The following is a 13,522-nucleotide window of genomic DNA, read 5'->3' as shown; positions in this document are numbered from 1 at the left end:
TCACATAGGCTATTTTCTATATTTATGCACCGGCCGTGCCCAGGCGACGCCAACTGAAGCCGCCGGCAACGGTCGAAGCCCGGGCAGCCGGCTGGTAGCGCTGGGCAATCCCCGGCAGGCGCCCCTCTTCCAGCCGCTTCAACGCCACGGCGTTGGTGACCGCGAAGCTGTCGAAACCGGTCCGCAGCATGAGAGGTATCTGATCGATCAGGACATCGCCCACTGCGCGCAGTTCACCGGCAAAGCCCAGCCGCTGACGCAACAACGTCGCATGGCTGAAGCCGCGACCGTCATTGAACGCCGGAAATGCGACAGCAATCAGATCGATACGGTCGAGATAAGGCTCCAGCCGCTTCACGTCGTCGGCAGGCGCCACGAGGACGCCGAAACCGCCCTCATTGGTCTCGTCGGCGGCCGCGATCAGCGCTTCGAGGCCAAGCACCGGGCGCTCGCCGTCTCCAGCCTTGCGCTCCTCGGTCTCGATCACCCAGCGGTCGTTTTCGTCGAAACCGGTTTCCTTCCAGATCTTGCTCATTTCATATTCCTCAGGCGGCTTCGGCTGCTTCGCCGTAAAGGGCATCCTTGAAAGGCTTCGGACCGACCCGACGATAGGCTTCGAGGAAGGTTTCCTTCGGATCGAGGCGCAGGCCGAGATAGGTATCGACGATCGTCTCTACAGCATCCGTCACCCTGTCCGGTTCGAAGCCGCGGCCGATGATCTCGCCGATCGACGTGTTCTCATCGCCGGAACCGCCAAGCGTGATCTGATAGAGTTCCGCACCCTTCTTCTCGACGCCGAGCAATCCGATATGCCCGACATGGTGATGTCCGCAGGCATTGATGCAGCCGGAGATCTTGATCTTGAGCTCGCCGATCTCGGCCTGGCGGGCCGGAGAGCCGAAACGCCTTGAAATCTCCTGCGCAACCGGAATGGAACGTGCATTGGCCAGCGCGCAATAGTCAAGGCCGGGACATGCGATGATGTCGGTGATGAGGCCGGCATTGGCGGTGGCGAGACCGGATGCCTCCAGCGCCTGATAGACGCTGTAGAGATCGGCCAGCGCCACATGCGGAAGGATGAGGTTCTGCTCGTGGCTGACCCGGATCTCGTCCTGGGCGTAGCGATCGGCAATGTCGGCGACCACATCCATCTGGCTGTCCGATGCATCGCCCGGCGTGCCGCCGATGGGCTTCAGCGAGATCGTTACCATGCCATAGTCGGGATGGGTGTGCGGCTGGACATTCTGGCTTGCCCAGGATGCAAAGGCCGCGTCGGCCTTTTTCGCGCGCGCCAGCGCTTCCCAGCCCTCCGGCCGATCGGGCAGAGACGGCGGAGCAAAATAGGTTTCGATGGCGCGGATATCGGCGTCGGGCAGCTTCAGCTCGCTATCGCGGATCTGGTCGAACTCCGCCTCGACCTGGCGCGTCAGTTCCTCGACGCCGGTTTCGTGAACAAGGATCTTGATGCGCGCCTTGTACTTGTTGTCGCGACGTCCATGCAGATTGTAGACGCGGACGATCGCCGTGACGTAGGTCAGCAGATCCTCTTCCGGGAGGAAGTCACGGATCTTCTTGGCGATCAGCGGCGTGCGGCCCTGCCCGCCCCCGACATAGACGGCGAAGCCGAGATTGCCGGCCTCGTCCTTCTTCAGGTGAAGGCCGATGTCGTGCACCTGGATCGCGGCGCGGTCGCGCGGCGCACCGGTGACGGCGATCTTGAACTTGCGCGGCAGGAAGGAGAATTCGGGATGAACCGAAGACCACTGGCGCAGGATTTCCGCATAGGGACGCGGATCGGCGACCTCGTCGGCGGCAGCACCGGCGAAATGGTCGGCCGTCACGTTGCGGATGCAATTGCCCGAAGTCTGGATGGCGTGCATCTCGACGCTTGCGAGATCCGCAAGGATATCGGGCGTATCGGAAAGCTTTGGCCAGTTATACTGGATATTCTGCCGCGTGGTGAAATGGCCGTAGCCACGGTCATACTTGCGGGCGATATGGGCCAGCATGCGCATCTGCCGTGAATTCAACGTACCGTAGGGAATGGCAACGCGTAGCATATAGGCATGGAGCTGCAGGTAGACGCCATTCATCAGGCGCAGCGGACGGAAGGCATCCTCGGCGATCTCACCGCTCAGACGACGCTGCACCTGATCGCGAAACTGCTCGACACGAGCAGAAACGAAAGCGTGATCGAATTCATCGTAACGATACATGTCTGTCCTCAGGCGGCAATGAAATCGGGATCGGCATGGCCATGGCCGTCCGCATAGGCAATGGTGGGACCCTCGGCGCGGATACGTTCGCGCAGGCGCAACGGCCAGAGCACGCCGTCCTTCTCCTCGACATCGATGACATTGACGTCAAGCACGATATTGCTGGCGAAGGACTGTCGGCCGGCTTCCTCGAGCGCGGCAATCGCTTCGGCATGCCGCGCGACGAAGGCATCCTGCAGTTTTTCCGTCCACTGGCCGTTGGCATCGAGCCAAACGGCGATGCCGTCGCCAAGGCGGTTGGCGGTCAAGACTTTCTGGGCCATGTCAGGTCCTCTCGAAGGGGGAAAGGCTGGCGATCTTACCGCGCAGCGGTTCGGAACGGGAGAAATTGCCGCCGGCGACGGCGTCACCGATAATGACCATCACCGGGCCGGTCAACTCGGCGCGACCTTCCAGCACCGGCAACTCCTCCAGCGTGCCGTGAAGCAGGCGACTGTGAGCACGGCCGGCATTTTCGACGACAGCAACGGTGGTATCCGGGGCAAGACCCGCCGCCATCAGCCTTGTGGCGACGGAAGCTGCGACGCTGCGACCCATATAGACCGCGACGGTTGCGCCCGAGAGAGCGAGACGGGCCCAGTCGGGCAGCGTTTCGCCATGAAGATCATGCCCCGTGGTGAAGACCAGCGAGGAAGCAACCCCGCGAAGCGTCAGCGGCAGTTCGAAATCGGCAGCCGCAGCAAATGCCGAGGTGATCCCCGGCACGATTTCATAAGCTACGCCTGCAGCGCGAAGCGCCGCCATCTCCTCGCCGGCACGACCGAAGACCAGCGGATCGCCCGACTTCAAGCGAACGACGCGCTTGCCTTCGCGACCAAGCTCGACCAACAGGTCGTTGATTTCTTCCTGCGACTTGGAATGGCATCCCTTGCGCTTGCCGACGGCAATCCGGTCCGCATCTCGCCGTCCCATGTCGACGACCGCCTGGGGCACCAGCGCATCGTGCACGATGACATCGGCCTCCATAAGCAGCCTGTGCGCGCGCAGCGTCAGGAGATCTTCGGCGCCCGGACCGGCTCCGACAAGGAATACGCGACCCGGTTCGCGCCCGCCACTCGCGGCGATCAAGCGTTCCGCATTGCGGCGGGCATCGGCGATGTTGCCCTCGCCGACGGCGTCGGCGACATCGCCGCTGAAGAACCGCCGCCAGAACTTGCGCCGCATCGTGCCGCGCGGAACGCTACGCTCGACGCTGGCACGAAACTCTTCCGCCAACCGGGCAAGGCGGCCGAGCGACCGCGGCAGGCGTCGGTCAATTTCGGCGCGGATCATTTGCGCCAGGACGGGTCCGGCGCCCTCGGTTCCGATGGCGACCGCGATCGGCGCGCGGTTGACCAGGGCGGGCGTGTAGAAATCGCAGAATTCTGGCTGATCGACCGCATTGGCCGGGATGCGGCGCGCACGGGCCGCGACAACAATCCTTCGGTCCTGCTCGGCGTCACCGGTTGCGGCGAAGACGAGAGCTGCCCCATCGACCTGTCCGGGATGGAAAGACTGCGCCACCCGCTCGATGGCGTGCCGCGCCAGGAAATCCGCATAGTCAGCTTCCGGATCGACAGTATGAGCAATGATGCGCGCCCTGGTATTGTTGAGCAGCCGCGCCTTGGCGAACGCTTCCGCGCCGTCGCCGAAAACGGCGATAGCGGCATCCTCGACCTTGAAGAAGGTCGGGAAAACCGAAAGCTTGTTGTGGCCTGCACCCATCGTCACGATCCAGTTGTCTAGCGAGCGCCAATATCACCTTTTTGGGCGGGAGATAGAAGAAACAGAAATCCCCAGCCGTTCGGCGCCGCACATTTCTTTGCTAGGCTTTCGACAGATGCGAGCAAAAGTCACCGGAGCGATAAATCCATAATTTCTATCGGTTAATTAGAATTTCATCTCTGAAAAAAGCTGGCGACAACCGATGTTTTTGCTTTCGACCCCCTTTGGGCGAAGATAGGATCGCACCGCAGCAAGCCATTGGGACACAGCCATATATGACGGATATCACTTCCCGCCTGCTCGATGTCATCGAGCACGACATCCTTCCCCTAACGGAGGCCGGCGTTGCAGCCGGCAACAAGGTTTTCGGCGCGGCGATCCTCAGGAAATCCGACTTGTCGCTGGTGCTTGCGGAAACCAACAACGAACTGGAAAACCCGTTGTGGCACGGGGAAGTGCATACGCTGAAGCGCTTCTACGAACTCGGCGAGCGCCCCTCGACCAAGGATCTTATCTTCCTTTCGACCCACGAACCCTGCACCATGTGCATGTCGGCGATCACCTGGGCCGGTTTCGACAATTTCTATTACTTCTTCAGCCATGAGGACAGCCGCGACGCCTTCGCCATTCCGCACGACCTGAAGATCCTCAAGGAGGTCTTCGGGCTGGAGCCCGGCGGCTATCGCAAGTCGAACGCCTTCTGGAACTCCTATGCATTGTCGGATCTGGTGGCCGTAAAGGACACGGCGGAACGGGAGAGCCTGACGGAACAGTCCAAGCGCATTCGCGCGGTCTATGATCGCCTCTCCGGGCAGTATCAGTCCGGAAAATCGGACAACGACATTCCGCTCAACTGAGCCGGCAGGACCAAAGCATGAAACCGTCCAGGGACATTTCCCGCCTGATCGAGATCATGGCCGCGCTCCGCGACCCCGAGACCGGGTGCCCGTGGGATATCGTGCAGACCTTCGAGACCATCAAGCCGTATACGGTCGAAGAGGCCTACGAGGTTGCCGACGCCATCGAGCGCAACGATCCCGACGATCTCTGCGAGGAACTGGGCGACCTGTTGCTGCAGGTGGTTTTCCATGCCCGCATGGGTGAAGAGGCAGGCCTTTTCTCGTTCGGTGACGTGGTCGAGGCCATCACGCGAAAGATGATCCGCCGGCATCCGCACGTCTTCGCCGTCTCCGACGCGGACACGCCGGAAAGCGTGAAGGCCCAATGGGATGAGATCAAGCGGCAGGAAAAGCGTGAACGAGCCGAACGGCGAGCGCTGCGCGGCACGGCCGAACACGACGTAAAGGCCGGTCATCTCGGCGACGTACAGAGGAGTTTCCCCGCACTCACCGAAGCGTTGAAGCTGCAGGAACGCGCGGCCAAGGTCGGCTTCGACTGGTCGGAACCGGAACCGATCCTCGACAAGATCGAGGAGGAAATCGCCGAACTGCGCGAGGCGCTGGCGGAGGGAAAGCCGGAAAAGATCACCGACGAACTCGGCGACCTGATCTTCGCCCTCGTCAACATCGGACGCCATGTGGATGCCGATCCGGAACAGGCACTGCGTGGAACGAATACCAAGTTCCGGCGCCGTTTCAGTTATATAGAAAATTCTCTTAAAGAGAATTCTGAAACACTGGAGGATGCCACTCTGGAGCGTATGGAAGAACTCTGGCAGGCGGCGAAGGCGATCGAGCGGCAACTCGACTGACGCTCAAATACGCACCCGCGGAGTGCCGCCTCACCGCTCCCAGTCTTCCTTTTCCCGCTTCGGGCCGCCGCCGAGCTTGCGCTCCAGTTCCAGCGCCTGATGTTCGGTGAGGCGCAGGTCGAGACTGACGGTGCCGTCTTCGTGGTCTTCGCGATTGTCGACGATGGCATTTTCATAGGCCCAGGAAATCAGCGCATGCTTGTCCGCCGGAACGACGACTGTCGTTTCCGTCAGGACACCCGAAAGGCGTTCGGAAATCACGTCCATCAGACGGTCGACGCCTTCGCCGGAGATGGCTGAGGCGGAAATGACGTTGTCCCGGCTCTGCGCCTTCTGCAGGATCGCGTCATGGCTTTCGGGATCGAGGCGGTCGATCTTGTTCCAGACCTCGATGATGCGCTCCGCCCTCTCCTTCTCGTCAATGCCGAGATCATCGAGGATGCGCAGCACGTCGCCGGCCTGAGCCGGGTTGTCCGGATCGGACATGTCGCGCACATGCAGGATCAGGTCCGCTTCGAGCACCTCTTCGAGCGTGGCACGGAAGGCGGCAACCAGATGGGTCGGCAGGTCGGAGATGAAACCGACCGTATCGGACAGGATGACGGTGCGGCCATGCGGCAGCTTCATGCGGCGAAGCGTCGGATCGAGCGTCGCAAACAGCATGTCCTCGGCCAGAACGCCCGCGCCGGTGATACGGTTGAACAGCGTCGATTTTCCGGCGTTGGTGTAGCCGACCAGCGCCACGATCGGATGCGGCACCTTGCGGCGCTTGGCACGATGAAGCTGGCGCGTGCGAACGACCTGTTCCAGTTCGCGCTCGAGCCGGACGATACGGTCCTGCAGCAGCCGGCGGTCGGCTTCGATCTGGGTTTCACCCGGACCGCCCATGAAACCCGCACCACCGCGCTGGCGCTCAAGGTGGGTCCAGCTTCGGACCAGACGACCCTTCTGGTAGTTAAGATGGGCGAGTTCGACCTGAAGCGTGCCCTCCTTGGTGGAAGCGCGGCGGCCGAAGATTTCCAGAATGAGGCCGGTGCGGTCGATGACCTTGGCGCGCCATTCTTTTTCGAGATTGCGCTGCTGCACCGGCGTCAGGGGATGATCCACAATCACGAGGCCGGCATTGTGCTCATCGAGAAGCGCCGAGACTTCCTCGATCTTGCCGGTTCCGAGAAGCGTCGCCGGGCGCGGCTGGTTGACGGGCACGATGATGCCTTCGGCGATCGTCAGGTCGATGGCCCGTGCAAGGCCGATCGCCTCGTCAAGCCGGCTTTCGTTGGAACGCGTGGGAGCCGCTGTGTCGCCGCCTGCCCCGCCCCGCGCCTGCTTGAGAACGGGAACGATGACCACGGCACACATGTCATCCCGGTGCTTTTCATCGTCCGGGATGATCGAGTCGTTTTTCGTGTCGCGAGTGGTTATGGCTTCAATCCTGTGACGAAGCGTTGTCTTCGCTTTCGAACATCTGCATGGGCTGACCCGGCATGATGGTCGAAATGGCGTGCTTATAGACCAGTTGCGAATGGCCGTCACGACGCAGCAGAACGCAGAAATTGTCGAAGGAGGTCACCACGCCCGTCAGCTTGACGCCATTGATCAGGAAAATGGTCAACGAAATCTTCTGCTTGCGGACGGTGTTGAGAAATAGATCCTGCAGATTCTGAGAACGTTCCGCCATGGCGCCGCTTCTTTCTTTCTTGCCGGTTCATTGACCGGTATAATTATTGTTCAAGCTTATCAGCCGAGTAGGGACTGTCCCTGTCCCTTTACCGTGAAGTTGGTATCAAATCGCCGTCTTTTCCGCAATCTCGAAAAAGGCGCTCCGGATTTTCTCCGAAACCGTCCCGGGATGGCCGTTTGCGATGGAAAAACCGTCGATTTCGACGATAGGAAAGCAGATACTCGTCGCTGCCGTAATGAAGACCTCGCGCGCGCCTAGCATTTCCTCGCGCGAAAATTCTCTTTCGCGGATCGAGATTCCCAGAACCGCGGCCACGTCCATCAGCGTTGTGCGGGTGATACCGCGCAGGATACCGTGTTCCGCCGGGCGGGTAACGAGGTGGCCGTCGGCATCGACGATCCAGACATTGGTGGCAGCCCCCTCGGTCACCATGCCGCGGGTATCGACGAAGATCGCCTCTTGCGCACCGGCCTCCTTCGCCGACTGGCGGGCGAGCGCGTTGGGCAGCAGGCCGACGGTCTTGATATCCACCCGATCCCAGCGATTGTCCGGCAGCGTGATCGCCTTGATGCCGGCGGCATTCTTGCGCGCGATGACCGACGGATCGGTGCTTTTGGCCGTCACCACGAGCGATGGAGGCGTATCGGCCGACGGGAAGACGTGATCGCGCCTTGCAACACCGCGCGTCACCTGCAGATAAAACAATCCGTTGCGCACGTGATTGCGGCGGGCAACCTCACGGATGACCTGCACCAGGGCTGCACGGGACATCGGAAAACGAATGCCGATCTCGGAAAGCGACCGGTCGAGCCGGTCGAGATGCCGCGTGAGATCGACGATCATTCCATGACGAATTTCGCAGACCTCATAGACGCCATCGGCGAACTGATAACCGCGGTCCTCGATATGAACGCATGCTTTGCTGTGCGGAACATAGCGACCGTTGACATAGGCAATTCTCGGCATGGCGGCCTTCCGGAAAAACAGACTTGAATATTAGAAGTACTGGATGGAAACGCGAAACATCTGTTCGACGTCGCGTACGGCTTCGGCGGATGCGAACAGTACGACCCTGTCCTTTGCCTTGATCCTTGTGTCTCCGTTGGGCCGGATCACCGCCTTGTCGCGATAGATCGCTCCAATTCTCAGGCCCGGCGGGAGGTCGAGATCGCGGAAAGGGCGCCCCACCAGAGGCGACGTTTCGAGCGCCTCCGCTTCGATCACTTCCGCCATGCCCTTCTGCACGGCATAGACGGAACGAATGCGTCCCTTACGGACATGCTGGAGGACGCGAGAGATCGTCACCGCCCGTGGATTGATGTGGGCGTCGATCCCGATGCCGGCAACCAGTTCCTGGAACCCCGGATTGTTGATAAGCGCCATGCTGGAGCGGCAGCCCATGCGCTTGGCCATGGCGGCTCCGAGGATATTGACCTGGTCGCTGTTGGTGAGGGTCACCATCAGATCGGCATCCTGGATATCGGCCTGCTGGAGAATGGCCTGATCGAGGGCGGACCCGTGAAGAACGATCGTATTCTTCAACTGCTCGGATATGGCCAGCGCGCGGTCACGATCGTTTTCGAGGATCTTGATCCTCGTCCTGGGCTGCATCTGCTCGATGGTGCGGGCGACGTAGTGGCCGATATTGCCCCCGCCCGCGATGACGATGCGGCCTGCCTCCTGTTCCTCGTGCCCAAACAGGCTGAGCGTCCGGCGCGTATGGTCGCGCTGGCAAATGACATAGGCAAGGTCGCCGACGAGCAACTGATCGTTCGACTGTGCAACCTGCAGCCTACCATTGCGGTAGATCGCGGTGACAGTTGCCATCAGATCGGGAAACAGCTGGCTCAACTGGTGCAGCGGCGTGTTGAGGACCGGACAATCCTCCATGCACTCGATAGCCACCATGGCGATATGGTCGTCGGCGAAGCGGACGATATCGGTGGCGCCCGGAAAGGAAATGCGCCGCAGGACCATCTTGCCGACCTCGATCTCGGGAGAAATCGTCACGTCGATCGAGATGTGCTTGCGGCTGAAGAGATCCGCATATTCCGGCTGCATGTAGTTCTGCGCCCGGATGCGCGCGATCTTCGTCGGCACGTTGAAGAGCGCATGCGCGACCTCGCAAGCGACGATGTTCACCTCGTCGTAAAGCGTGACCGCGATAATCATGTCGGCCTGGTCGGCGCCGGCCCTTGCCAGCATATCCGGATGGGCGCCGTGGCCGACATAGCCGCGGACATCCAGCGTCTCGGTGATATGCGTGACCAGCGACGCGGAGGTGTCGATGACGGAGACGTCGTTGTCCTCCTGGGACAGTCGCTCAGCGATGCCGTAGCCGACCTGTCCCGCCCCGCAGATGATGACCTTCATGATGCCCCTTCAAGCGATCGGATGTGCGGGAAATCCGCCGGAACCGCCCGCCGCATGTCTTATACGCCGAGCGACTTCAGTTTGCGATGAAGCGCCGACCGCTCCATGCCCACGAATTCGGCCGTACGCGAAATATTGCCGCCAAAGCGGTTGATCTGCGCGATCAGGTAGTCGCGCTCGAACATCTCGCGCGCCTCCCGCAAGGGCAGCGTCATGATGTGGGTATCGTTGCGCGCCGAAACCTTCGGCAGCATATCGGAGAGATCCTGCGGCAGCATCTCGGCGGAGATCGGCGTGTCGGGGCTGTCCCCCTGCACGAGAATCATCAGCCGTTCGATATTGTTGCGAAGCTGCCGGATATTGCCGGGCCAGTCGTTAGCCTGCAGGACGGCCATGGCGTCTTCGCCGATCCGCCGCTGGCGAATGCCGGCCTGTTCCGATATCTGGCGCATGAACATATCGACCAGGAAGGGAATGTCCTCCCGCCTCTCCGCCAGGGCCGGAACCTTGATCGGCACCACGGCAAGCCGGTGGAAAAGATCTTCCCTGAAGCGGCCCTCGGCGATCATGCCCTCGAGGTTGTAGGCCGAGGACGAGATGATGCGAACATCGACCTTGACCCGCTTGGAGCCACCGACCCGCTCGAACTGCTGCTCGACCAGAACCCGGAGAATCTTGTTCTGGGTCTCGCGCGGCATTTCGCCGATCTCGTCAAGATAGAGGATGCCACGATGCGCCTCCTCCAGCGCGCCGATCCGGCGCGGCTGGCCCGGCGTGCCCTCGGTTCCGAAGAGTGCGATTTCCATCCGGTCCGGCGTGATCGCCGCTGCGTTCAGCGTCACGAAAGGGCCGCCCGCACGGCTGGAGCGTTTATGGATCATGCGCGCGACCAGCTCCTTGCCGGAACCGGAGGGGCCGAAGATCATGATGCGGCTATTGGTCGGCGCCACCTTCTCGATGGTCTGGCGAAGCTGCGAGACCGCGACGGAGGTGCCGATCAGTTCGACCGCGTCGCCCGTGCGTTTCTTCAGTTCGGAGACCTCCCGCTTGAGCTTGGAGTTTTCCAGCGCCCGCTCCGCGATCAGGATCAACCGGTCCGCCTTGAACGGTTTTTCGATGAAGTCGAACGCACCGCGTTTGATCGCGGAAACGGCAGTCTCGATATTGCCGTGACCGGAAATCATCACGACGGGAAGATCCGGATGCCGTGTCTTGATCTCGTCCAGAAGCGATAGGCCGTCCAGCCGGCTGCCCTGCATCCAGATGTCGAGGAAGACAAGGCGCGGCACACGGTCGGAAATCGCGGCAAGTGCGCTGTCGGCATCGTGGGCGGTGCGGGTTTCATGCCCTTCGTCGCTGAGGATGCCGGATACGATTTCGCGGATATCCTCTTCGTCGTCGACTACCAGAATATCAGAGGCCATAGACCTTTTCCTTATCGCTTTCATTGTCCATGGCGGTCGTCGCTTCGAGCCGCGGCAGAAGGATGCGGATCATCGCGCCCCTACCCCGGTCGAAATCGGCGGGAGCGTCATGCAGCTCCAACTGACCGCCATGTTCTTCAATAATCTTCTTGACGATGGCGAGGCCGAGGCCTGTGCCCTTCTCGCGCATCGTCATGTAAGGCTCGAGAATGCGGTGCCGGTTTTCCACCGGAAGGCCGCGGCCATTGTCGATCACGTCGACAACGAAACGGTCCTGTTGGTGATCGAAAGACGAGCGCACCATGATCTTGCCGCCATCCGGCAGGTCCTCGCTCGGCACGGCCTCAATCGCCTCGACGGCATTCTTGATGAGATTGCCGACGGCCTGCGCCAGCATCCTGGCATCGAAGCTGCCCTGCAGTGGCTCATCGCCGAATTCGCGGATGAACCGGATACCGTGGGTGCCCATCTCGCGCAAGAAGACGGCGTCGCGCAGGACGTCTCGAAGATCGGAACTCTGCTTGGCTGGCTTCGGCATGCGGGCAAAGGCGGAAAACTCGTCAACCATGCGTCCGATATCCTCCACCTGCCGGACGATGGTATCCGTGCACTGGTCGAAGACCGCGCGATCGTCTTCGACAATCTGCTTGCCGTAGCGCCGCTTCAGGCGTTCGGCGGAGAGCTGGATCGGAGTAAGCGGGTTCTTGATTTCATGCGCGATGCGACGCGCCACATCGGCCCATGCGGTGGAACGCTGGGCGATGACCAGATCGGTGATATCGTCGAGCGTGATGACGTAGGAATCCTCGGACCCGCGGGTTTCCTCGCGCGTGACCTGAACGTTCAGCGTCCGTTCCTTGCCGCCTCGCATCAGATTGATCTGCTCGCGATATTCGCCGCGATGGCGAACGGCGGCTTCCGCCAAGACCCGGTCCACTTCTGGCGCAACCAGGCTCAGCTTCTGGCCGATCAACTCCTCGGAAGCCGTTGCCAGGAAATATTCGGCGGAGGGATTGACGATGGTTATGACGCCGTTGTCCTCGACACCGATGACCGCCGCCGTCACGCCCGAGAGCACGGCCTCGATGAAACGCCGCCGGTCGTCCACCTCGTCCTTGGCCTCCAGGATTTCGTCACGCTGGCTGCGGATCTGGGTAATCATCTTGTTAAAGGTCCGCGACAGACTGCCGACGTCGCCGTCTGCGGAGCGAACCGGAACGATCACGTTCATATTGCCCGAAGCGACGTTGTCGGCCGCCCCGATCAACAGCCGGATCGGCCGGACGATGCGGTCGGCAACGGCAATCGCCGTCCAGATTGCCGCGAGCAGCACGATCAGCGCGAAACCGAGATAAAGAATGGCGAAGGCGATCTGCAGCGTGGTGCGGCCATCCTCCATCGCCTTGTATTCGGCGGTGTTTTCTTCCATCAGCCGCATCGCCGACATGACCTTCGGATCAACCGCGCGGATCGTGTAGAGGAAGGTGCCGGAAATCGATTCGAGCTTGATGATCGCACCGACAAGGTTGGTCACGCCCGGCGGGATGAGCGTCGGCTGACCGGCAGCCGCACTTTCCAGAGCGTCCTTCGGAATGGCCGGCAGCGGCTTGTCAGTGGCAATATCGGCCTGCGTGATCGCCGAACCGTCCTGGCGAACGAGGAAGGCGCCCAGCATTCCCCGCCCCTTCGTCTGCCGTGTCAGAAGCTGAACGAAGCCGGTTCGGTCCAGATAATAGAGGGCGCGATTGCGCTCCAGGTCGTTGGCCATCGAAATGGTCTGGCCCTGAAGGTAGCTGGCGTTTTCCAGCATGTAGGCCTGGGCGACGTTCATCGACGACGAGACGATCGACTGGGTTCGTAGCGAAAACCAGCGATCGAGGCCAACGTTCAGCGTGATACTCGCGAATATCGCGACGAGAATCGCCGGCGTGATGGCAACGATCGAGAACAGCACCACGATGCGGACATGAAGGCGGGCTGCGGCGCGGCCGCGCGTACGGGCCTTAAAGAGCCGCGTCACCTCGCGGCCGATGAGAAACATCAGACCGACGATGAACAGCGAATTGACGATCGCCGAGGCAATCAGAACCTCGGAGGTCGGCTCGATGGGCGTCAGACCCAGCAGAACGGGTAGCGTGAACACGGCGCAGGCCAGCGCCCCGCCGGCAACCACGAGGCCCGGCAAGGCAAAGGACGCCCGACGCTCATGCGCCGTCGCGGCGTCGTTCTCCGTTACGGACGCGGCCATTCGACCGACCATGAAAACTCCCGCGCCCTGTCTGCAGAGCCCAAATCGATGCTGCGCCTTGGACCGGCCCGGAAAGGCCGATCACCTCATCGCGTCGCCCCGATA

At 61.4% G+C, this 13,522-nt stretch carries 12 protein-coding genes; 2 read left to right on the top strand and 10 right to left on the bottom strand.

The features are described 5' to 3' along the window. Nucleotides 1–22: 22 nt before the first annotated feature. From ACLBKR_RS08215 to cysG, 4 genes are read right to left on the bottom strand one after another with little or no spacing between them, the layout of a single operon-like run. A complete protein-coding gene (locus tag ACLBKR_RS08215; protein WP_113339648.1) occupies nucleotides 23–535 on the bottom strand; it encodes a DUF934 domain-containing protein in 513 nt (170 codons plus the stop codon). A 10-nt stretch (nucleotides 536–545) separates the two neighbouring features. Continuing rightward, nucleotides 546–2,216 (bottom strand): nitrite/sulfite reductase, encoded by a 1,671-nt coding sequence (locus ACLBKR_RS08210; RefSeq protein ID WP_414901342.1) that lies wholly within the window; start codon nucleotides 2,214–2,216, stop codon nucleotides 546–548. A gap of 8 nt (nucleotides 2,217–2,224) precedes the next feature. Further along, nucleotides 2,225–2,539 (bottom strand): DUF2849 domain-containing protein, encoded by a 315-nt coding sequence (locus ACLBKR_RS08205; RefSeq protein ID WP_113425784.1) that lies wholly within the window; start codon nucleotides 2,537–2,539, stop codon nucleotides 2,225–2,227. A 1-nt stretch (nucleotide 2,540) separates the two neighbouring features. Beyond that, a complete protein-coding gene (gene cysG / locus ACLBKR_RS08200) occupies nucleotides 2,541–3,980 on the bottom strand; it encodes a siroheme synthase CysG (RefSeq protein WP_113448450.1) in 1,440 nt (479 codons plus the stop codon). Nucleotides 3,981–4,255: 275 nt separating this feature from the next. Here cysG and ACLBKR_RS08195 point away from each other — a divergent pair, with 275 nt between their 5' ends. Together ACLBKR_RS08195 and mazG are read left to right on the top strand one after the other, a co-directional pair. Beyond that, on the top strand, nucleotides 4,256–4,837 hold the full coding sequence (locus ACLBKR_RS08195; protein ID WP_113448449.1) for a nucleoside deaminase: 582 nt from the start codon (nucleotides 4,256–4,258) through the stop codon (nucleotides 4,835–4,837). Nucleotides 4,838–4,854: 17 nt separating this feature from the next. Then, nucleotides 4,855–5,691: a nucleoside triphosphate pyrophosphohydrolase gene (mazG, locus tag ACLBKR_RS08190; RefSeq protein ID WP_113339513.1), complete on the top strand. Its 837-nt coding sequence runs from the start codon at nucleotides 4,855–4,857 to the stop codon at nucleotides 5,689–5,691. A 30-nt stretch (nucleotides 5,692–5,721) separates the two neighbouring features. Here the strand turns inward: mazG and hflX are convergent, their stop codons facing one another. From hflX to ACLBKR_RS08160, 6 genes are all read right to left on the bottom strand, one after another. After that, nucleotides 5,722–7,122 carry a GTPase HflX gene (gene hflX, locus ACLBKR_RS08185; protein ID WP_414901751.1) on the bottom strand — a complete coding sequence of 467 codons (1,401 nt, stop codon included), beginning with the start codon at nucleotides 7,120–7,122 and terminating at the stop codon, nucleotides 5,722–5,724. Next, nucleotides 7,118–7,369 (bottom strand): RNA chaperone Hfq, encoded by a 252-nt coding sequence (gene hfq, locus ACLBKR_RS08180; protein ID WP_099057781.1) that lies wholly within the window; start codon nucleotides 7,367–7,369, stop codon nucleotides 7,118–7,120. Before hfq ends, hflX begins: the two co-directional genes overlap by 5 nt. Nucleotides 7,370–7,474: 105 nt before the next feature. Further along, entirely contained in the window at nucleotides 7,475–8,338 is an 864-nt protein-coding gene (locus ACLBKR_RS08175) for a D-amino-acid transaminase (RefSeq protein ID WP_113339515.1), read from the bottom strand. A 30-nt stretch (nucleotides 8,339–8,368) separates the two neighbouring features. After that, nucleotides 8,369–9,745 (bottom strand): Trk system potassium transporter TrkA, encoded by a 1,377-nt coding sequence (trkA, locus tag ACLBKR_RS08170; protein WP_112830073.1) that lies wholly within the window; start codon nucleotides 9,743–9,745, stop codon nucleotides 8,369–8,371. A 59-nt stretch (nucleotides 9,746–9,804) separates the two neighbouring features. Further along, nucleotides 9,805–11,169 (bottom strand): sigma-54-dependent transcriptional regulator, encoded by a 1,365-nt coding sequence (locus ACLBKR_RS08165; RefSeq protein ID WP_112830074.1) that lies wholly within the window; start codon nucleotides 11,167–11,169, stop codon nucleotides 9,805–9,807. Continuing rightward, the gene (locus ACLBKR_RS08160) at nucleotides 11,159–13,429 is read right to left on the bottom strand and encodes a sensor histidine kinase (RefSeq protein ID WP_113448447.1); all 2,271 of its coding nucleotides are present in this window, start codon (nucleotides 13,427–13,429) and stop codon (nucleotides 11,159–11,161) included. Before ACLBKR_RS08160 ends, ACLBKR_RS08165 begins: the two co-directional genes overlap by 11 nt. Between the last annotated feature and the right edge of the window lie 93 nt (nucleotides 13,430–13,522).

Origin of the sequence: Paenirhizobium cremeum, assembly GCF_047553425.1 — a bacterium.
Lineage (GTDB): Bacteria > Pseudomonadota > Alphaproteobacteria > Rhizobiales > Rhizobiaceae > Allorhizobium > Allorhizobium cremeum.
The sequence above is the reverse complement of the archived record's forward strand: the minus strand, read 5'-3'. Positions and strand labels throughout refer to the sequence as shown.

Excerpts from the sequence above, each read along its gene's own strand:
- ACLBKR_RS08215 (WP_113339648.1), bottom strand. The coding sequence starts at position 535 with ATGAGCAAGATCTGGAAGGAAACCGGTTTCGACGAAAACGACCGCTGG.
- ACLBKR_RS08210 (WP_414901342.1), bottom strand. The coding sequence starts at position 2,216 with ATGTATCGTTACGATGAATTCGATCACGCTTTCGTTTCTGCTCGTGTC.
- trkA (WP_112830073.1), bottom strand. The coding sequence starts at position 9,745 with ATGAAGGTCATCATCTGCGGGGCGGGACAGGTCGGCTACGGCATCGCT.
- mazG (WP_113339513.1), top strand. The coding sequence starts at position 4,855 with ATGAAACCGTCCAGGGACATTTCCCGCCTGATCGAGATCATGGCCGCG.
- ACLBKR_RS08195 (WP_113448449.1), top strand. The coding sequence starts at position 4,256 with ATGACGGATATCACTTCCCGCCTGCTCGATGTCATCGAGCACGACATC.
- ACLBKR_RS08165 (WP_112830074.1), bottom strand. The coding sequence starts at position 11,169 with ATGGCCTCTGATATTCTGGTAGTCGACGACGAAGAGGATATCCGCGAA.
- cysG (WP_113448450.1), bottom strand. The coding sequence starts at position 3,980 with ATGGGTGCAGGCCACAACAAGCTTTCGGTTTTCCCGACCTTCTTCAAG.
- ACLBKR_RS08160 (WP_113448447.1), bottom strand. The coding sequence starts at position 13,429 with ATGGTCGGTCGAATGGCCGCGTCCGTAACGGAGAACGACGCCGCGACG.
- hfq (WP_099057781.1), bottom strand. The coding sequence starts at position 7,369 with ATGGCGGAACGTTCTCAGAATCTGCAGGATCTATTTCTCAACACCGTC.
- ACLBKR_RS08175 (WP_113339515.1), bottom strand. The coding sequence starts at position 8,338 with ATGCCGAGAATTGCCTATGTCAACGGTCGCTATGTTCCGCACAGCAAA.
- ACLBKR_RS08205 (WP_113425784.1), bottom strand. The coding sequence starts at position 2,539 with ATGGCCCAGAAAGTCTTGACCGCCAACCGCCTTGGCGACGGCATCGCC.